Origin of the sequence: Nocardia sp. BMG51109, from assembly GCF_000526215.1 — a bacterium.
Classification (GTDB): domain Bacteria; phylum Actinomycetota; class Actinomycetes; order Mycobacteriales; family Mycobacteriaceae; genus Nocardia.
On record NZ_JAFQ01000004.1, the window covers coordinates 239,407 to 259,277 of the forward strand.

At 72.6% G+C, this 19,871-nt stretch carries 15 protein-coding genes; 6 read left to right on the top strand and 9 right to left on the bottom strand.

Annotated features, from left to right (window positions below; all coding sequences use genetic code 11):
• Window positions 1-26 precede the first annotated feature (26 nt).
• The 4 genes from D892_RS46315 to D892_RS0102475 form a co-directional block, all read right to left on the bottom strand.
• Window positions 27-350 carry a hypothetical protein gene (locus D892_RS46315; protein ID WP_156959351.1) on the bottom strand — a complete coding sequence of 108 codons (324 nt, stop codon included), beginning with the start codon at window positions 348-350 and terminating at the stop codon, window positions 27-29.
• A gap of 107 nt (window positions 351-457) precedes the next feature.
• A complete protein-coding gene (locus D892_RS0102465) occupies window positions 458-2,626 on the bottom strand; it encodes an ATP-dependent DNA helicase UvrD2 (protein ID WP_024799726.1) in 2,169 nt (722 codons plus the stop codon).
• 96 nt (window positions 2,627-2,722) lie between these two features.
• Window positions 2,723-3,184 (bottom strand): MarR family winged helix-turn-helix transcriptional regulator, encoded by a 462-nt coding sequence (locus D892_RS0102470; RefSeq protein ID WP_024799727.1) that lies wholly within the window; start codon window positions 3,182-3,184, stop codon window positions 2,723-2,725.
• A gap of 10 nt (window positions 3,185-3,194) precedes the next feature.
• Complete coding sequence (locus D892_RS0102475; protein WP_036566664.1) at window positions 3,195-3,644, bottom strand: EVE domain-containing protein; 450 nt, start codon at window positions 3,642-3,644, stop codon at window positions 3,195-3,197.
• A gap of 99 nt (window positions 3,645-3,743) precedes the next feature.
• Between D892_RS0102475 and D892_RS0102480 the strand changes: the two genes are divergently transcribed.
• The gene (locus tag D892_RS0102480) at window positions 3,744-3,974 is read left to right on the top strand and encodes a mycoredoxin (RefSeq protein ID WP_051499435.1); all 231 of its coding nucleotides are present in this window, start codon (window positions 3,744-3,746) and stop codon (window positions 3,972-3,974) included.
• Window positions 3,975-3,999: 25 nt separating this feature from the next.
• Here the strand turns inward: D892_RS0102480 and nudC are convergent, their stop codons facing one another.
• Together nudC and D892_RS0102490 are read right to left on the bottom strand one after the other, a co-directional pair.
• Window positions 4,000-4,923 (bottom strand): NAD(+) diphosphatase, encoded by a 924-nt coding sequence (nudC, locus tag D892_RS0102485; RefSeq protein WP_024799730.1) that lies wholly within the window; start codon window positions 4,921-4,923, stop codon window positions 4,000-4,002.
• Between the two features lie 25 nt (window positions 4,924-4,948).
• Window positions 4,949-6,016, bottom strand: a complete 1,068-nt coding sequence (locus tag D892_RS0102490) for a TrkA family potassium uptake protein (RefSeq protein WP_232235961.1) — start codon at window positions 6,014-6,016, stop codon at window positions 4,949-4,951.
• An 85-nt stretch (window positions 6,017-6,101) separates the two neighbouring features.
• On the opposite strand from D892_RS0102490, the gene D892_RS0102495 reads away from it, so the two are divergent.
• Window positions 6,102-6,491 carry a membrane protein gene (locus D892_RS0102495; protein WP_024799732.1) on the top strand — a complete coding sequence of 130 codons (390 nt, stop codon included), beginning with the start codon at window positions 6,102-6,104 and terminating at the stop codon, window positions 6,489-6,491.
• Between the two features lie 4 nt (window positions 6,492-6,495).
• Here the strand turns inward: D892_RS0102495 and D892_RS48285 are convergent, their stop codons facing one another.
• The 3 genes from D892_RS48285 to D892_RS43400 form a co-directional block, all read right to left on the bottom strand.
• Window positions 6,496-11,205, bottom strand: a complete 4,710-nt coding sequence (locus D892_RS48285) for an ATP-dependent DNA helicase (RefSeq protein WP_024799733.1) — start codon at window positions 11,203-11,205, stop codon at window positions 6,496-6,498.
• Window positions 11,202-15,170 carry a PD-(D/E)XK nuclease family protein gene (locus D892_RS0102505; protein WP_024799734.1) on the bottom strand — a complete coding sequence of 1,323 codons (3,969 nt, stop codon included), beginning with the start codon at window positions 15,168-15,170 and terminating at the stop codon, window positions 11,202-11,204. Before D892_RS0102505 ends, D892_RS48285 begins: the two co-directional genes overlap by 4 nt.
• Window positions 15,171-15,516: 346 nt before the next feature.
• Window positions 15,517-15,903: a hypothetical protein gene (locus D892_RS43400; RefSeq protein WP_024799735.1), complete on the bottom strand. Its 387-nt coding sequence runs from the start codon at window positions 15,901-15,903 to the stop codon at window positions 15,517-15,519.
• A 119-nt stretch (window positions 15,904-16,022) separates the two neighbouring features.
• Here D892_RS43400 and D892_RS0102515 point away from each other — a divergent pair, with 119 nt between their 5' ends.
• The 4 genes from D892_RS0102515 to D892_RS0102530 all read left to right on the top strand — a co-directional run bounded on the left by D892_RS0102515 (window position 16,023) and on the right by D892_RS0102530 (window position 19,772).
• The gene (locus D892_RS0102515; protein ID WP_024799736.1) at window positions 16,023-16,784 is read left to right on the top strand and encodes an alpha/beta fold hydrolase; all 762 of its coding nucleotides are present in this window, start codon (window positions 16,023-16,025) and stop codon (window positions 16,782-16,784) included.
• Between the two features lie 23 nt (window positions 16,785-16,807).
• Window positions 16,808-17,122, top strand: coding sequence for an MGMT family protein (locus D892_RS0102520; protein WP_024799737.1), 315 nt, complete (start codon window positions 16,808-16,810; stop codon window positions 17,120-17,122).
• A 90-nt stretch (window positions 17,123-17,212) separates the two neighbouring features.
• Window positions 17,213-17,953 carry a VOC family protein gene (locus D892_RS0102525; protein ID WP_024799738.1) on the top strand — a complete coding sequence of 247 codons (741 nt, stop codon included), beginning with the start codon at window positions 17,213-17,215 and terminating at the stop codon, window positions 17,951-17,953.
• 82 nt (window positions 17,954-18,035) lie between these two features.
• On the top strand, window positions 18,036-19,772 hold the full coding sequence (locus D892_RS0102530) for an NTP transferase domain-containing protein (RefSeq protein WP_024799739.1): 1,737 nt from the start codon (window positions 18,036-18,038) through the stop codon (window positions 19,770-19,772).
• Window positions 19,773-19,871: the final 99 nt, after the last annotated feature.

The window sequence follows — 19,871 nt, forward strand, 5'->3', positions numbered from 1 at the left end:
GCCAGGGGGCTCAGTGGGTGTGATCCCTACCTGAGTCGACTTCGATGTCGAGATCTGATCACGGTCGCTGGTGTGGTGCGGCGGAGGTGCGCTGCCGGCATACCGCCCGTCGGGTGGTCGGCAGCATGGGCATTGGCGAATGCGTCCGCGGATGCGTCGGCAAAGGCCAGCCATCCCCGCTCGGGCTTGTCCGTCTCGAGGGCATACTGCGGCGCCTGCGTTTCGGCTCCGAGAATGCTGACGGCGGACAGGCCGGTCCCCTGCAAGGCGAGGACCCCCCGGGAGACGGACATGGACGGAATCGCCGTCGCCGCAACGCCGGTCGATGCGATGGTTACGATTACGCTCATCGGTCTGCCTCCCTCCTGCTCGTTTGTCCTGATGGTCACTGTGCGCGCCGGAATGACCTCCCGGTGCGTGGTCCCCACCCTACGGGCGGTCTACACAACCGCACAACCTATTTTTCACCTGCACTTTTAGGGTCTTGTGCGCCGACGCGCGAGCGGACTATCGCTAGTACGTCGGCACCGAACTCGCCGAGCTTCTTGGCGCCGATGCCGGGGATGGCGACCAGCGCGCGGTCGTCGGTCGGCAGCTGTTCGGCGATCGCGGTCAGCGTGGTGTCGCTGAACACCACGAAGTGCGGGACCGACAGCTCGTCGGCCTTCTCCTGCCGCCACTCCTGCAGCGCGGCCAGCAGGCCCTGGTCGATCTCGGCCGGGCAGCGGGAACAGCGGCCGAGCATGGTGGACTTGGTACCCAGCAGCGGGCGGCCGCAGATGCGGCAGGACGGATGCTTGCGGGTGCGCCTGTCGCCCGTGGCCCGGGCGATGCGCGAGGCCGGGGAATCCTCCGGCACCAGATCGTTGAGGAATCGGCTGCGCCGCCGCGTCTTCCGGCCGCCGGCACCGCGCGACAGCGACCAGGACAACCGCAGATGTTCCCGGGCGCGGGTGACGCCGACGTAGAGCAGCCGGCGCTCCTCCTCCAGCGCGGCGTCGTCGGCGACCGTGCCGTCGTCGCCGAGCACGTGCCCGATCGGCAGGGTGCCGTCGGCGAGGCCGACCAGGAACACCGCGTCCCACTCCAGCCCCTTCGCGGCGTGCAGCGAGGCCAGCGTCACGCCCTGCACTGTCGGGGGGTGGCGGGCCTCGGCGCGGGTGGCAAACTCGCGCAACAGGCCGCCCAAGGGCAGGTCGGGGTCGTGGCCGGTCAGTTCCTCGGTCAGCTGCACCAGCGCGACCAGCGACGTCCAGCGCTCCCGGGCCTGGGCGCCGCTGGGCTCGGTGGCCGTCAGGCCCAGCCGGGCCAGCGCCGCGCGGACCAGGCTGACCAGGTCGGCGCCGCGGGCGTCGGGAAGATCGTCGCGGGCGGCGGTGCGGCGCAGCGCCTGGACCGCCTGGCGGACCTCGGTGCGCTGGAAGAAACCCTCGCCGCCGCGCACCTGATACGGGATGCCCGCCTCGGTGAGCGCCTGCTCGTACACCTCCGACTGCGCGTTGATCCGGTACAGCACGGCGATCTCACCGGCGGAGACGCCCTGGCCGAGCAGGCGGGCAATGGACTTGGCGACCGCGAGGGCCTCGGCCGGCTCGTCGTCGTGTTCGGCGAAGGCCGGATCGGGGCCGTCGGGGCGCTCGCCGATCAGCTGCAGGCGGGTGCCGGCGATGCGGCCGCGGGCCGCGCCGATCACCCGGTTGGCCAGCGAGACCACCTGCGGGGTGGAGCGGTAGTCGCGCTCCAGCCGGACCACCGTGGCGTCGGGGAAGCGGCGGGAGAACTCCAGCAGATGGTTCGGGGTGGCGCCGGTGAAGGAGTAGATGGTCTGGTTGGCGTCGCCGACGACGGTCAGATCGTCGCGATCGCCCAGCCAGGCGTCGAGCACGCGCTGCTGCAGCGGGGTGACGTCCTGGTATTCGTCGACCACGAAGCAGCGGTAGCGGCCCCGGAACTCCTCGGCGACCGAGACGTAGTCCTCCAGCGCGGCCGCGGTGTGCAGCAGCAGATCGTCGAAGTCGAGGAGCAGGCCGTCTGCCGTGTTCTTCGCCTGCTCGTAGCCGGCATAGACATCGGCGACCTTGCCCGCCTCGTACGGGGTGTCGCGGCGCAGGCGCCCGGCGGTGGCGGCGTAATCCTCCGGGGCGACCAGCGACGCCTTGGCCCATTCGATCTCGCCGGCGAGATCGCGCACGCTCTCGGTGGCCGTCGACAGGCCGACCCGGTGCGCGGCCTGCGACACGATCGGGAACTTGCTGTCGATGAGCCGCCACGGCACGTCACCGATGATCTGCGGCCAGAAGTAGCGCAGCTGCCGCAGGGCGGCCGCGTGGAAGGTGCGGGCCTGCACCGCCGTCGCGTCGCCGCCCAGGCCCAGCGCCCGCAGGCGGGTACGCAACTCCCCGGCGGCGCGGGCGGTGAACGTCACGGCCAGGACCTGATCGGCGCGGACGTGGCCCGCCGACACCAGGTGCGCGATGCGGTGGGTGATGGTGCGGGTCTTGCCCGTGCCCGCGCCCGCCAGCACGCAGACCGGCCCGCGCGGCGCCGTGACGGCGGCGGCCTGCTCGGGATCGAGTCCGTCGAGCCGCAGCGCGGGTGGGGTGGTCGATGCGGGCACGGGCTCCATCATGACAGTGCGGTCCGACAGGAACGGACCCTCGTCGGCGGATACGTCCCGGCAGCATCCGATCGCGGAGCGGATTCTGCCATGCGGCCCCGGCGGTCACGAGCCTTCGCGGTCGCGCAGGCCGCGCAGCGCTTCCGCGAATCGCGCAGCCCGCTCCCCCAGCGGTCCGAAGAACTCGCGGTCGCAGGCCTCCACCGCGACGATGGCCCGATCCGCCAGCGCCACACCGGTTTCCGTCGGGAGCAGCGACTTCGCCCGCCGGTCGTGCGGGTGGTCGTGGCGTTCCACCAGACCCTTGCGCTCGAGGGTGCGCAACACCTGGGACGTCATCATCGGGTCGGTGGCGGCGTGGGCGGCGATGTCGCGCTGCATCACCGGCGCACCGGCGGCATCGGCGAGCCAGGTGAGCGAGGCCAGCAGGACGAACTGCACATGGGTGAGATCGAAGGGGGCGAGCGCCGCGCGCTGGGCCGCCTGCCACCGATTGGTCACCTGCCACAGCAGCAGGCCGGGACTCTCGTCGGCGTGCCCGAATTCGGTGCGCAGTCGATGCCTCACGGTCGATGCCTCACGCGCCGACCATGGCCCGCGAGATCACGGCGAAATCGTGGGCGCTCAGCTCGACCAGCCCGCGCCGCAGCACCACGCCCCAGTGGGGCACGGCGGTGAGATCGAGTTCGCCCCGCAGCGCGTCGATCGGGACCTCCTGTGCCGCAGGCTCATAGCTGACCGCGCGCCGCCAGGGACGAAAGCACCCGTCCTGCTCCTCGGCCTGCCAGGCGGGCCGATCGGCAATGGCGCCGAGGGCGGTGAACGCCTGCACCGGCGCACCCTCGCGCATGCCGGTGCGCGGCGAGTAGTACACCAGCCCGTCGCCGGGGCGCATCCGCTCCACGGGGGCACGCTCGCCGTGGTTCGCCTGCGCGATGCCGAGGTCGACGCCGCGCCGGACGTGCTCGCGGGAGACCACGCCGAGCCAGTACCGGGTGCCCGCCGATGGGGAAGACGAGGAGGTCATGACATATAGTATGCGCACTTATCAAAAGTTCGGCAAGCCGCGGGAACAGGTTCGCCGCGGCCGCTGTTGACAGCAGACGTGAGCGCATTCGACCTGACCATGTATTCGACGACCTGGTGTGGCTACTGCCGCCGCCTCAAGAAGCAGCTCGACGAGGCGGGCATCACCTACACCGAGGTCGACATCGAACAGGATCCCGCGGCCGCCGAATTCGTCGGCAGCGTCAACGCCGGCAACCACGTGGTGCCGACCGTGAAGTACGCCGACGGCTCCACCGCCACGAATCCGACCCTGGTCCAGGTGAAGCAGGCGCTGGCGGCCATCGCCTGAATACTGCCGGCTGACGGCTGCCGGACTACTCCGCCGCCCAGCTCTCGATGATGCTGCGGGCGATCGAGATCGACCCCGGCAGGAACAGTTTCTGCTGTTCGGCGTCCGGCGAGAGCCCGGTCGGCGCGCCCCACGCACCCGCGGCCAGCGCCTGCCGCACCTCGGCGCGGGTGAACCAGTATGCCTCGACGATCTCGCCGTCGGAGAAGACCAGCGGCTGCTCCGGGTCGGCGAGCGCGGCGAAGCCGAGCATCAGCGAGCGCGGCAACGGCCAGGGCTGACTGCCCAGGTAGCGGATGTCGCGCACGCCGACGCCGACCTCCTCGCCGATCTCGCGCTGCACGCAGCGCTCCAGCGACTCGCCCGCCTCGACGAACCCGGCCAGCAGCGAGAACATCTTCGGCGGCCAGCTGTGCTGGCGGGCCAGCAGCACGCGGTCGCCGCCGTCGTGCACCAGGCAGATCACCGCCGGATCGATCCGCGGGAACTCCTCGTGCCCGGACTCGCTGATCCGCATCCAGCCGCCGTTGGCGGGTGCGGTCGGGGTGCCGTCGGCGGCGCTGTATCCGGCGCGGTCGTGCCAGTTCAGCAGCGCGAGGGCGGTGGACAGGACACCCAGGGTGATGTCGTCGAGGTGCAGCGCGCCGCCGACCGCCCGCAGGTCCATCAGTTCGCCGTCGAGATCGTTGTCGCGCAGGGCCCACAGGTGGCGGCCCGCCTCGACACCGACGAACACCGCCTCGTCGACCGGCTCCTGCGCCAGCGTCGTCGCCGGTTCCAGCAGAATCGAGCCGTCTTCCACGCGGACCTGACCGCGCCGGTTCATTCGCAGCACGCGCGCGCCGGGCCAGCCCTCCTTCAACGCCTGCTCGTCCGAGCGCAGGTGCTCGGCCCGGTCGAGCGCGGAACGCGAGAGAAGTGGAACGTCGTTCAGCTGAAAATCCGGCACTCTTCGAGCGTATCCGTCCGGCTTGCTACTTCTGCGCGCGGCGGACGTAGAGCAGGCGATCGCCCGAATCGAGGGCGTCCACCTCGGGCTCGTCGACGCGGATCAGCTCGCCGCCGCGGACCACGGCCAGCACGATGTCGCGCAGGTGCCGCGGGGAACCGCCCACCTCGTCCTGCTCCACGTCGCGCTCGGCTATCGCGAAGCCCGCCTCCGGAGTGAGCAGATCCTCGACCATGTCGACCACCTTCGGGGTGGTGGTGGCGATGCCGAGCAGACGCCCCGCCGTCTCCGACGACACCACCACCGAATCGGCGCCCGACTGACGCAGCAGGTGGACGTTCTCCGCCTCCCGGATCGCGGCGACGATCTTGGCCTTCGGGTTCAGCTCGCGGGCCGTCAGCGCGACCAGCACCGCGGTGTCGTCGCGATTGGCCGCCACCACCACCGACGCCGCGTTCTGGGTACCGGCCAGCCGGAGCACATCGGACTGGCTCGCCGAGCCGTGCACGGTCACCAGGCCCGCGGCGGCCGCGCGCTCCAGTGCCACCGGATCGGTGTCCACGACGACGATCTCGCCGGGCGCCACGCCGTCGCCCAGCATCGCGTCGACGGCGGTGCGGCCCTTCGTCCCGTACCCGACCACCACGGTGTGATTGCGCACCCTGTGCCTCCATCGCTGAATCTTGAACGCCTGCCGGGACCGTTCGGTCAGCACCTGCAGGGTGGTCCCGACCAGGACGATCAGGAACAGGACCCGGAGCGGCGTGATGACGACGATATTGATCAGCCGGGCCGACGGGGTGAAAGGAGTGATGTCGCCGTAGCCGGTGGTCGACAGCGACACCGTCGAATAATACGCCGCATCCAGCAGCGACAGCTCGCCGCCGCTGTTGTCGTTGTATCCGGAGCGGCCGAAATACACCACCAGCGTCGCGGTTACCAGCAATCCGAACGCGAACGCCACCCGGCGCGTCAGGGAAACCCAAGGGCTGGATTGGATTTCCGGAATGCGCAGCACGCCGACGAGGGCGTAGTCCGGGCGATCGGTGAGTCGGCGCAGGCCACGCCGCTGCTCATCGAACACGGTAATCACCGCCGTTGTCCTGCACCACGAGTCAGCAGCGTACCGGGCCGCGCCGGGGTCGACAGCTCGGCACGCGGAATGGCATTGTGCAGGCATGACCGATTCCGCTGCCCGGCCACGGCGCGCACAGCTCATGGCTGCCGCGTTGTTCGGAATGGGCACGCTGCATTTCGTGATACCGAAGCCGTTCGATTCGATCGTGCCGCGTGTGCTGCCCGGGTCGGCACGCACCTACACCTACCTGTCGGGGGTCGCGGAGCTCGGCGTGGCGACCACGTTGGCGCTGCCCAGCACCCGGCGGTTCGGCGGGCTGCTGGCGGTGCTGCTGTTCGTGGCCGTATATCCGGCGAACGTTCAGATGGCGGTGGACAGCGTCCGAAATCCCCAGGCGCCGTTCGCGTTGAAGGCCGTCTCGGTGCTGCGGCTGCCGCTGCAGATCCCGATGATGGCGCAGGCGTGGAAGATTCGTCGCGAGGCGGCCTGACGCCTCACTCAGCCTCCCCGTCGGGTGCCGACCCGTTCGCTCCGTCGGGTGCCGACCAGTTCGGCGCGGCCGTCTCGAGGAATTCCGCGAGTTCCTCGGGACCCGGCAGATTCGGCGGGGAAATGGTGCGGCCGGTGCGCACGTAATGGAATGCGGCGCTGATCTTTTCGAGGATCTCGTGTTCGTCGGCGCCGGTGCGGGCGGCCAGTAGCCGGGCCCAGGCCAGCCGGTAGACCGCCAGCTGCATGGCGACCGCGGGTTCCTCGGCGCGAGTGGGCTCGGCGCCGGTCTTCCAGTCCACCACCAGCCAGCGGTCGCCGGGTTCGGCGAACACCGCGTCCATGCGGCCGCGGATCAGGGTGCCCGCCAGGGATGTTTCGAACCCCACCTCCACCTCGGCGGGGTTGCGGTCGGCCCACGGCGAAGACAGGAACGCCTCCTGCAGCCGGACCAGGTCGGCGTCGGCCGCACCGCTGTCGGCGGCGCCGGGCAGTTCGTCCAGGCCCAGCAGCCGCGCCGAGCCGAACCACTGCTGCAACCAGGCGTGGAAGGCGGTGCCGCGCCGGGCGAACGGGCTCGGCGGATACGGCAGCGGGCGGCGCAGCCGCGCGGCCAGCTTGGCCGGGTCGGCGCGCATCTCCACCAGGGCCGTGGCGGGCAGCTGGCTGGGGAGTTCCACGTCCCGCACGCTCTCCCCGGCCGCGAAGTGCTCGGCGAGCAGGGCGTCGACATCGGCCGCCCAGCCCTCGGGGTCGAGGTCCTGGTGCTCCGAATACGCCTGGTCGCCAGCGTGTTCGGCCGCTGGGGAGAACTCGGCCGGCTCCCCCGGCGGCTCGGGGACCTCGTCCGGATCCGTGAACAGCGACAGCTGACCGTAGAATTCCCCTGCGCCACCGGCCCTTTCATCCGTACCCTCGGGCTCGGCCGGGCTCGGTGCGGCGGGGTTATCGAGCGCACCAGAGTGTTCCGGTGCGCCGGCCACATCGATCGTGGTGGAGGTTCCGGCAGCGGCGGAAGTATCGGCCGCGGCCGAATCAGGTGCGGCGGCGTCGTCGAGTGTGGCGGCGTCGTCGAGTGTGGCTGGGGGGTCGGGCTCGTGTGCCAGGTCTCGTAGGGACTCTCGGACCAGGGCGGCACCGTCCTGAACCGCGGTGCGGCGCTTGCCCAGTGGGTCGCGGGGCCAGGTGGCCGACGCCGGGTCGTCGGTGAAGGGGTTGACCGCGTCGGTGGCCGGCGGATCGGCCCACAGGTCGATGCGCACGGCCGTGGATAGTGTCTCGATGCCCGCGGCCGTGGATAGTGTCTCGATGCCCGCGGCCGCGGATAGTGTCTCGATGCCCACGGCCGTGGACGGTGTCGAATCTGGGTGTTCGACAGCGCGTTTGAGGTCGAGCAGGAAATCGGACGGGCCCTTCGGCGTCGAGCCGGTTTCGGCCCAGTGGTGCGCCGATACGAACAGGATGCGTTCGGTCCTGGTGAGGGCGACGTAGAACAGGCGCCGCTCCTCGTCGAGCCGACGCCGGGCGAGGGTGTCCTTGTGCTGCTTGATGGCCCGGTCGAGATCGCTGCGGTCGTAGAGGTCCGACAGGTCCAGCACGGGGACGCCGTCGGACACCGCTGGAGCGCCGGACCGCGAGACCGGCGATGCCGCCGTGGCCGAGTCGGCCGGCGCCGCGTCGTCGCGCAGCTCCTGGGAAGCGTGGCGCAGCCCTTGGGAAACATCGTGCAGCCCAGGGGAAGGGACGTCCCCCTCGGAAACAGCGGCCCGGGTTACCGCAGACCGGCCCTGGTCGGCCCCGGCGGCGGACCGCGTGACCGCGGAACGACCCTGCTCGGCACCAACGGCGGCGACCGAACCGGAACGTTCCGCGGGCACCGCATCGCGCTGCCGGTCACCACGCAGGGAGGTGGGGAGTTCGGCGAGCGCGCCCAGCCAGGTGCCCGCGGCCGCGCCGGACGGGAAGACCCCGCGGGTCACGTGCGGCACGGCCACCACCTCCCATTCCAGGCCCTTGGCGGCGTGCACGGTCAGGACCTGGACGCGGTCGCGGGCGACCTCGACCTCGCCCGGTTCCAGACCGTTCTCGACCTCCTCGGCCGCGGCCAGGAACGTCAGCAACCCGGGCAGTGACGCGCGGTGATCGCTCGCGTAGTCGGCGACCACGTCGGCGAAGGCGTCCAGGTGCTCGCGGCCGGCACCACCGCCTGCGGAGGCGCGGCGGGACTGGGTCTCCACGCCGACGCCGATGGTGCGCTCCACATCGGAGACGAGTTCCGGCAGCGTCTGGCCGCTGCGTTCGCGCAGCGCGGCAAGTTCCCGGCCGAGCGCGACGATGCGCTGGTATCCGGGCTCCGAGTACTGTTCCGCCGCACCGGGATCGGCGATGGCGTCGGCGAGACCGGCCTGTTCGGCGGGCTCCGGGGCCACGGTGCGCAGGGCATCCGCCAGGGTGGCCGTATCGGTGATCGCGGCCGTCTGGTCGGGCGGCCGGGTGATCGACAGCTCGCGGGCCCGCCGGGCCAGCGCGGCCAGGTCGGTGACGCCGAGCCGCCAGCGGGCCCCGGTGAGGATGCGCATCGCGGCGCTGCCCGCGGCCGGATCCGCGATCAGGCGCAGGGTCGCGACGACATCGGCCACCTCCGGCGTGGCGAGCAGGCCGCCGAGGCCGACGATCTCCACCGGTAATCCCCGCTCGCGCAGCGCTTCTGCCAACGGCGCGGCATCGGCGTTGCGGCGCACCAGCACCGCGGAGGTAGGCGGAGGCGAACCGGCGTCGGCCCGCGCCTCCCATTCGGCGGCGACCCGCTCGGCCACCCAGTCCCGTTCGTCGGCAACGGTATCGGTGAGCGCCAGCGCGACCGTGCCCGCGGTGGCGTCCGGTCGCGGCCGCAGCGCGTCGACCGCCACCCCGCCCTCGGCCTGCCGCAGCGGTTCGGCCACCAGATTCGCCAGCGCCAGCGCCTCCGGCGGATTACGCCAACTGGTGAGCAGCGGCAGAATCGGCGCGGGAACGCCCGGCGCACTGGGGAAGTCGGTGGCGAACCGCGGCAGGTTGGCCGCCGAAGCTCCCCGCCAGCCGTAGATCGACTGCATGGGGTCGCCGACGGCCGTCACCGCCAACCGCTGCGGGATCGAGCCGGAGACACCTGGTCCGTCGAGCGCCGACGCCACCTCGGAGCCGATCGAATCCGGTCCCGACCCAGCGGATGTGGCCGTATCGGCATCGGTTCCGTGCGGACGAGCCCCGCCGCCGAGACCCGAGCCGCGCTCGTCGGCACCGCGCTTCGAATCACCGCCCGCCGATTCCGCTTCCGCACCCGTCGGATTCGGCTCACCTTCGCTACTCACCTGCGAGCCGCCGACGGGTCCGGCCGCCCGGCCATCGCCCTCGGAACCAGGGGCTGCCCCGCGGCCCTCACCACCATCCGCGTCGACCGTCGATCCGAATCTCGGCTCCGGCACTCGGTCCGGTGCGTCGAACCGACGCGAACCTCTGCTGCCGGACATGTCATCTCCCGGCGAGGAACTCGATTCCAGGTTCGATTGCGAGAGTTCGCCCGAGTCGGAGGGCCCGGTCGATGCTCGATCCGGATTTTGCTCGCCGGGCTTTCGCACAGACGAGATCCCCGGCGACGCAACGGTGTCGGCACGTCTCACCCGCGCACTCCGCGCCGCCGCGGTATCCGCGGCAATGCCGGAACCGTCGCCCGCGAGTTCTCCGGGCGGCCGCTCCTCCCCGGACGGTCTCGAAACCTGTTCGGCGGTGGGCGAAGTCGATCCCTGGGCACTGTCCAGGTCGCCGAACAGGGCGGCCAGCAGGATGCGCTGGGCGTGGCCGGTGTCCTGATATTCGTCCAGCAGGACCAGGCGGAAGCGGTCTCGTTCGGCGGCGCCGACCTCCGGATGTTCGGCGGCCAGGCGGGCCGCCAGCGACATCTGGGCGCCGAAGTCCAAGGCGCCGCGGCGGCGCAATTCCTCGCCCAGGCGGCGGACCAACGGCAGCAGCGCCACCCGCTCGTGCTGCACCTCGAGGATGCCCAGCAGTTCCTGGCTCGGGCCGCCGCGCTGGCGCGGACCGCGCGGCAGGGTCAGGATCAGCTTCTCCAGTTCGGTGTGCGCCTCGGCCAGCTGCTCGGGTTCCACCAGATGCTCGGCGAGCTGACCGGACAGCGCCAGCACCGCCTCGGTGACCGATACCGGGGTGCGGTCGGTGTCCAGGTCGCCGTCCCAGCCCGTGACCACGCGGTGCGCCAGCTGCCACAGCTGGGTCGCGGTGAGCAGGGTCGCGTTCGGCTCCACCGGCAGCAGCAGGCCGTGCTCGCCGAGCAGCCGCCCGGCGTACGAGTGGTAGGTGCTGATCTCCGGTTCGGACGCGGTCAGCCGCGACCGCAGCCGGCCACTCGGATCGATCTCGCGCAGCAGCGGCGATCCGGCCAGCCGGGCGAGCCGGGTGCGGATGCGAGAGGTCAACTGCTGCGCGGCCTTTCGGGTGAACGTCAGGCCCAGTACGGCGTCGGGCGCGACCAGCCCGTTGGCGACCATCCACAGCACCCGGGCGGCCATCGTCTCGGTCTTGCCCGCGCCCGCGCCCGCGACCACCAGCGTCGGGCCGGGCGGGGCCGCGATGACGGCGGCCTGCTCCTCGGTCGGCGGCGGCAGGCCGAGCGCCTCGGCCAGCAGGCCGGGCGTGATTCTCCCGCCCGCGCCGCTCACGTGTCGGTCACCTGCCGGCCGGTGTCCTGGACCGGGCAACTGCCCGACACCGCGCAGTGCCGGCAGCCGTCGTTGCGCATCGCGAGATAGCTGGGGCCGCGGGTGGCGGCGGCGGCCTCGTGGATGGCGTCGCGCCACTGCTCGACGCCGTCGCCGTCCAGCGCGGCCTGGAGGCGCTGGGCGGCGCCCTCCTTGGCGCTCGGCTTGGCGACGTAGACCAGGCGCGCGCCACCGGGTTCGGCCCCGGGCGAGCCGTCGGGGCCGCCCGCGGCGGTGTCGTCGGGGCCGCCCGCGGCCGTGTCGTGGAGGCCGCCCGCGGCCGTGTCGTGGAGGCCGCCCGCGGCCGTGTCGTGGAGGCCGCCCGCGGCCGTGTCGTCGAGCGCCCCGGCGGCCGCCGCCACCTGATAGGTCGCCAGCTGGGCGTGGTCCTGCGCGGCCTGTTTGGAGATCGGCGTCTTACCGGTCTTGACATCCACGATCACGAAGCGCCCGAACGCATCTCGCTCGACCCGGTCGACGCGACCACGGACCCGCACCGCGTACTCGCCCGGTGCGCGCGCCGGCAGGACGCAGTCGACCGGAACCTCGACGCCCATCTGGGTGAGTTCGGCGCGGGTGTTGCGCAGCCAGTCCAGGAACGTGTCCAGCATCGATTCGGTGCGCCGCAAATCCTGGCGGGAATGCCAGCTGCGCGGGCCGGAGTCGGCGGCGGCGGGGTCGACCGCCTTCCACGCCCGCGCCAGCGCGGCCTTCACCTGCGCCTCCGACACCTGACCGGCCAGCGCTTGCACGAGGGTGTGCACCAGATTGCCCTTGACCGCGTGCGGATTGTCGCCGTCGCTGCCGCCGTTCCGCTCCAGGGCCCACCGCAGCGGACACGTCCGCAGCAACTCGACGGTGGAGGGGGACAACGCGATCGGGCCCTCGTCGTCGCCCCACAGCGGCAGTTGCGAGCTGAGTTCGGCGGTGCCGTACCACTCGTCGGGGTGCGCGCCGCGCACGCCCGCCCGCGCCAGCCGGGCCAGCTGCCGGGATGCGCGCTGCCGCCGCGGCGGCTCGACCTCGGGATCGCAGACCACCCCGCGCAATTCGGCGATCAGCGTCTGCATGATCAGGGCTCGGCCGGGGTCGATGGGCGGCGGAATGCGGCCGGGTTCGTCGGTGCCCGCGGTATCGTCGAGTTCGCCGAGAAAGCGGGACGGCACCAGATCCCGGTCGCCGCTGACCGATTCGACCGCCGTCACCAGCAGCGAGCGCCGAGCCCGGCTGCACGCGAGCAGCAGCAGCCGCCGCTCCTCGGCCAGGATCGGCGCCGCCCGGCTCACCCGGTCGCCGGAATCGACCACGCCCGCAACCAGATCCACCAGATCCTCGACACCCAGCAGCGTGCCGCGCGGGCGCAGGTTCGGCCAGATCCCCTCCTGCACACCGGCGACCGCGACCACATCCCACTCCCGGCCCGCCGCCGCATGCGCGCTCACGATGGCGACCGCCTCGCCGGAATCGGTGAGCGGCGCCGAGTCCTGCGGAATCTCCTGCAGTTCCAGGTATTCCACGAAACCCTCGACGGTGGCGTGCGGCAGCCTGTCGACGTAGGCGGCCGCCGAATCGAACAGGCCCACGGCGGCATCCAGATCGCGATCGGCCTGCATGCCCACGGCGCCACCGCGCTCGGACTGCCCGACCCAGCGCCGCTCCAGATTCGATGCGGTCCACACCCCCCACAGCACGTCCTCCAGCCCCGCACCGCGCCGCAACACCCGCCGCGCCCGCCCCACGGCCTTCAACACCCGCCGCAGCGGCGCCGCCTCCACCTCGGTGAGCCGATCCAGAACGGTGAGGTCGCCGACCCCGGTAACCAGTTCCCGCAGCACCTCGGCAGACGACCGATCCAGATCCGCGGTATAGGCGGAATCGACCGCCTCCCACGCGAAATCGTCGTCCGTGCCGGAGGCCCCCCTGCGTCTCGATGCGGAGCCCACCACAGTCGGCCCGCCGGCTCCCTGCACCTCACCATGTCCGGAGCCTGCGGAACTCGGGTGGCTCTGCCCGGCATCCTCGGCCTCCGACCGACCTGTAGCCGACATCTCGCCGGCGCCATCGACCGCACGCGAAACCGGGGCACCGCGAGCCGATTCCGCCTCCTCGGGGGGCAACCCGGCCGGGTCCTCCGCGTTCCCGGGGTCGGCTGCCCCGCAGGCCGAGCCCGCGTCAGCACTCGCAGGAACCGCACGGTCCGACACGGCCCCACAGTCGTCGGGGTCGGGCGGTCCGGTCCGATCGCTCGCCTGCGGCCGGTTGCCGGGAACACCCTGTCCGGCCCACTCGGCCGACTCGGCGGCTGCGCCGACATCACCAGCGGCTTCCCGTTCTTCCGGTGCGCCGGCATGTTCCAGCTCGGCGGGGCCCGTATCGCCGTCCGCACGCTCCCGCCACGGGTCATCGTCGGGGCGGGAGCGACCGCGTTCCAGCAGGGTGCGGCGGATGCCGCGGCGGAGGCGGCGCAGGCTGATCTGGTCGGCGCCGCCGAGCGGGCCGGACAGCAGGTCGAGGGTGTCGTCCTCGGTGAACAGGTCGGGGCGGGCGCGCTCGCCGGCCAGCAGGGCGCGCAGCGCGAGCAGCATCCAGGCCGCGCCGCGGCGGCGGGCCAGCGGCACATCCGGTTTCGGTTGCAGGACGGGCACTCCCGCGGCCAGCAGGGCGCGGCGCAGCGGAGCCAGCGACAGCGGGACGGATCGGACGATCACCGCCATCCGCGACCAGGGCACGTCGTCGGTGAGGTGGGCGCGGCGCAGATGGTCGGCGATCAGGGCCGCCTCCTTCGCCGGAGTGGTCAGAACCCGGACCTGCACGGCGCCCGCGCCAGTCGGTTCCGCTGCGCCGGTGGTATGTTCGCGGCCGTCGAACCGGTGTGGCGCGCTGCCCGGCAGTCGCGCCGAGATCCGGGCGACGGCCTCGTGCACCGGGCCGGTGCAGCGCCGGTCGTCGCGCAGCACGATACGCCGGTCGGCCGGGGCGTCCAGATCGGCGACGATGCGGGCGTCGGCGCCGCGGAAGGTGAAGACGGCCTGGTCGGGGTCGCCCGCTACGACCACCGTCGCGGCGCCCGAACCGATGGCGCCGACCAGTTGCGCCGCAAGCGGATCCAGATGCTGGGCATCGTCGACGAGCAGGCAGCCGAGGCGCTCGCGCTCCGCGGCCAGCTGCTCCGGATCCAGCGCCAGCGCGTCCAGCGCCGCGCCCACGAGTTCCGCGGCGTCCAACGCGGGCGCGCTCGCCTCCGGCGCCTCGACGCCGACCGACCAGCGCAGCAGCATCGCCTGCTCGTAGCGTTCGGCGAAGCGGCCGGCCGCCTCCCATTCCCGGCGATCGTGCCGGCGACCCAGTTCGACGAGATCCTCCGGCCCCAGACCGCGTTCGGTGGCACGCAGCATCAGATCGCGCAACTGCTCGGCGAATCCGACCGTCCCCAGCGCCGGATGCAGCCGCTGCGGCCAGAACTCGGTGTCCCCGCCGGTGCCCTGTTGAATATCGGCCAGCTCGCCGCGCAGCATCTCGCGCAGCACCACATCCTGTTCCGCGCCGGTGAGCAGCCGCGGCGGCGGATTGCCGTGCGCGGCGGCATGCCTGCGCACGATCGCGAAGGCATAGGAATGCACGGTGCGCACCAGCGGCTCCCGCGTGGCACCGGGCACGCCGCCCAGCGAGTCGGCCAGCCGCGCGGTGACGGCGGTGCGGACCCGCAGCGCCGCCTGCTTCGAATGGGTGAGCAGCAGCACCGATTCCGGATCGGCGCCGCCCGCGATCCGGTCGGCCGCGAGGTCGACGAGCAGCGCGGTCTTGCCGGTGCCCGGACCGCCCAGCACCTGCCACGGCCGCCATCCGGCCGCGGCGCCCTCGCTGAACAGCGCGCGGACATCGGCGCCCCATTCTCGCGTTCGGGGGGCCGGCTCGCCGCGACGCACCAATCGCACCGAGCCATCCGATCGCATCACGACCGCTATTTCAACAGACACCCCCGACAGAAATTGCGGGCCCAGCAAATTGCCGAGCCCGTGCGGACGTATCCGAGCCGTGATAGGCGTCCCGAGGCCGTTGTTATCCGTCACACGATTATCTGCCGCACCGTCATTTCCGTACGCGGATACAGCTCGATCCTAATTCGAACGTATTTTCGAATTTCCGTTTACCGCACCATCCCTTTCGGCACGACGTCGGCATCGAGCCACGCAACCCGCACACGCGACGGCGCCCCGAGTCCCCCACATCGGGACCCGGGGCGCCGTTGCCGTTGCCGGACCGGGATCTACGTCAGGCCGGGATCTGCGCGCCGACAGCGCCGCCCACGCCCGCGCCCGCCGCGGCGCCGAGGGCCCCACCCGTCGCGGCGCCGATGCCCGCGCCGACCGCGATGCCGGCGACCGTGCCGACCGGGCAGGCGACCGTCGTCGCCACGCATCCGGTGGCGCCGCCCGCGACCGCGCCGACACCCGCGCCGGCGACCGTGCCGACGGCGCCGCCCACGACACCGCCGACGACCTGGCCGGGGACGGCCTGGGTCTGCCCGGCGGCGACCGGCTCGACGACCGGCCGCACCGGGGCGGGCTCCGGCGCGGGCGCGGCGGCCTGGGAGATGCCGGCACCAGCGCCGATCATGGCCGCGGCAACGGCGGCCGTTGTGGTGAATTTACGAATCATGATGCTTCTCCTGGATCTTCGGTGCCGCACATGCGGTCCGCGAACAGGGTGACAGAGATTCGGCCCGCTTGCAGGAGTGAGCAGTCGCACCTGTCGGACCCACCCGGCACAATGGGCGCGTGCCCGATCTCCACGTCCATCGTTACGGCCCGGCTACCGGCCCCCTGGTCCTCGCCCTGCACGGGCTCACCGGCCACGGCAGGCGGTGGGAGGCGCTGGCCACCGGGGAGCTGCCGGATGTCCGGATCGTCGCGCCCGATCTGCGCGGGCACGGCCGGTCCACCGCGCTGCCGCCGTGGACGTTCGAGGCGGTGGTCGACGATGTGGTCCCGCTGCTGGACGGCGAGCCGGCGGTGGTGGTCGGGCATTCGTTCGGCGGCGCGGCCGGAATCCATCTCGCCCACCGGTATCCGGAGCTGGTCCGGGGCCTCGTCCTGCTCGATCCGGCCATCGCCCTGGATCCGGCCCTGATGCTCGACACCGCCGAGAGCCTGCTCGCCCGGCCCGACTATCCCGATGCCGAGGCCGCGCGCCGCGACAAGCTGGAGACGTCCTGGGGCGAGGTCGCGCCCGAGTTGCTCGAGGCCGAACTCGCCGAACATCTGGTGGCTGCCCCGTCCGGCCGGCTGACGTGGCGGATGAGCCTGCCCGCCGTCGTCTCCTACTGGGGCCAGCTCGCCCGCGATCTCGTCCTTCCCCCCGCCGGCCTGCCGACTGTCGTGGTGCAGGCACTGAAGGCCCCGTTCGTCACCCCGCAGTTGCGCGCGACGCTCGCCGGGCAGCTGGGCGAGAGCCTGACGGTGCACGAATTCGACTGCGACCACATGGTGGCCCAGGCCCGCCCCGCCGAGACCGCCGCCGTCCTGCGCGCGGCGCTCTGACACATCCGGAGGCGACGTACCCGATGCCCACCACCGACGCCGAGATAGAACGGGTCCGCGAACTGGTCGCCACGATCCCGCCGGGCCGGGTCGCCACCTACGGCGACATCGCCGCGGCGGCCGGGCTGTCGACACCGCGCACGGTCGGCTGGATCATGCGTACCGACGCCGCCGATCTGCCGTGGCACCGCGTGCTGCGCGCGAACGGCACGCCCGCACCGCACCTGAACCACCGCCAGCTGCGGCTGCTCGCCGAGGAGGGCTGCCCGGTCCGCGGCGACCGGGTGGATCTGGCCGTCGCCCGGCACCGCTTCGAATCCCCCGGCGGCACAACCTGACCCGGTCCGGTCCGGACGGGCGCCGCCCGGGCTCGAGGACACGCGGCCGAACCGGCCCGCGAGGCCCGGCTCGGCGGCTACCGTGGAGCCATGTCCACCCGTCTGGCGTGCGTGGTGTTCGACGCGGTGCAGCCGCGTGCCGTGGCCCGCTTCTGGGCCGAACTGCTGAGCTGGGAGGTCACCGTGGACCGGCCCGGCCTGGTCGACGTGGCCGCCCCCGATCCCGACGCGGCCGATGTCGCGCTGACCTTCCTGGCGGCGCGCCACCCCAAGTCCGGTAAGAACCGCATTCATCTCGATCTGGCCAGCAGATCGCTGGATCATCAACGGGTGCAGGTGGATCGGGCGCTGTCGCTGGGCGCGCGGCGGATCGATATCGGGCAGGGCACGGTGCCGTGGACGGTGCTGGCCGACCCGGAGGGCAACGAATTCTGCGTGCTCGAGCCCCGGGAGCAGTACGTCGACACCGGTTCGATCGCCGCCATCGTGGTCGATACCCGCGATCCGGGCCGGCTGGCCCGGTTCTGGTCGACGGCCGCGGGCTGGCCGGTGATCCTCGACGACGACCGGCTCACCGGCATCCGATCGGCGACGGGGCAGGGCCCGTGGCTGGAGTTCCTGCGCAACCCGGGCGGCATCCGGGTATCGGGCCGGGTGCACCTGGATCTGGTCCCCTACGCCACCGACGACCCCGCCGAGGAGGTCGCGCGGCTGCGGGCCGCCGGTGCGGTTCCGGTGCGGCCCAGCGATTCTCGCTCGACCGATCCGCCGCTGGTACTGGCCGATCCGGAGACCTACGAGTTCTGCCTGCTGCGCCCGCACAGCGAGTGAGCCGGCCGGGTGCGCCGGGCGACACGGCACCGACACGCCCACGAACTACGATCGGCGCCATGAACAACCTCCCGGGCGCCTCGTGATCGACGCGGACGCGATCGTGCTGGCCGGCGGGCGCGCCACCCGGATGGGCGGCGTGGACAAGCCCGCGATCGTGGTCGGCGGGCGGTCGATGCTGGATGCCGCGCTGAGCGCGGTCGCCGGCTGCGCGAGCACGGTGGTGGTCGGCCCGCCCCGCCCCGAACTCGGCCCCGGGATCCGGCAGGTGCAAGAGACTCCGGCCGGTGCGGGGCCGGTCGCGGCCATCGCCGCCGGGATGCGGTCGCTGGCGGAATCCGGCGCTCCGGCCGGCTCGGTGGTGGTGCTGGCCGCCGACATGCCGTTCCTGACCGCCGACGCGATCGCCGAATTGCTCCGGCACGCCGACGAATCCGGCGCCGATGCGGTCTTCGCGACCGACGAGTCGGGGCGCCCGCAGTATCTGGTCGGGGTGTGGCGGCGCACTGCCCTGCTGGCGGCCCTGGACCGGCTCGACTCGCTTCCCAACCAGCCGATGAAGGCGCTGGTTCCGGCCGCGACCGCACTCGTGCCGCTGTCCGGCGTCGCCGACTGCGACACCGACGACGACCTGCGGCGGGCCCGCGCGCAGGCGGCGCCGCTGGCGCTGGACGATGCGCGAAAGATACTGCGCGGCACGCTGACCCGGCTGCCTATCCGGCATGCGCCACTGCATGCGGCGGCGCGCGGAGCGGCGCTGGCGGCACCGCTGGTCGCCACCGAGGCCCTGCCCCGGTTCGACGTCTCCGCGATGGACGGATACGCGGTGTCCGGGGAGGGGCCCTGGCGGCTGCGCCACGACATCGGCTTCGCGGGCGGGCAGCGCCCGGCCGGGCTGCGGCCCGGCGAGGCGGTGCGCATCGCGACCGGCGCGCACGTGCCCGACGGCACGAGCACGGTGATCCGCGACGAGTTCGTGCATCGCGACGAGGGCGATCTGCTGTCGCGGCTGCCGGACACGCCGGTTCGCGACGACGTGCGCCACCGCGGCGACGACTGGCTGCCGGGTGACACGGTGGCACCGGAGGGCACCCCGGTCGGTCCGGCGCTGCTGTCGGTGGCCGCGGCCGCCGAGGTCGGCACGGCCGCGGTGCGCGGGCCGGTGCGGGCACGCATCGTGATGACCGGTGACGAGATCCGCAGCGAGGGCCCGCTGCAAACCGGCCAGACCCGCGACTCGATCGGCCCGGTGCTTCCGGAGCTGTTGGCGTGGTGCGGAATTCACCCGATGGACCGGGCGCATCTGCGGGACACCCCGAGCGGCTTCGACGAGCTGCTGGCGGCAGCGGCGGACGGTGAGCTGCTGGTGGTCGTCGGCGCCACCGGCGGCGGGGCGGCCGATCAGCTGCGCGCCGCCCTCGATCGGGCCGGCGCGCGAATCCTGGTGCACCGGTTGCTGATGCGGCCGGGCGGATCCACGGTGATCGCCGAAACCGGTTACGGCACCACGGTTCTGGGGCTGCCGGGCAATCCGTACGCGGCGGTCGCCACCCTGCTGGCCGTGGCGCCGGCCATCGTCGAGGGCCGCACCGGCCGCATTCCGGGCCGACCGAGCACCGGCCCGTTGCTCAATGCCGGTGACATCGCCGGTGCGACACCGCGCATCGTCCCCGCACGCGCCGTTCCCGACGGCTGGCTGGGCGACCCGCACATCCGCACCGCCCACCTCGCGGGCCTGCTGAACCGCGACGGCCTGGTGATCGTCCCACCGAACGCCGCCGACGGCGCCCGCGTCGAGTTTCTGCCACTGCCCGCCTGATTTCGCGCCTCCGCCCGCGATCCCCGGGGAGTTCCTGTTGTCGCGACCGCGAACACCCCCGTTCGCAGCGATGCGGCAGTAGCAGTAGCAGCGCGGATA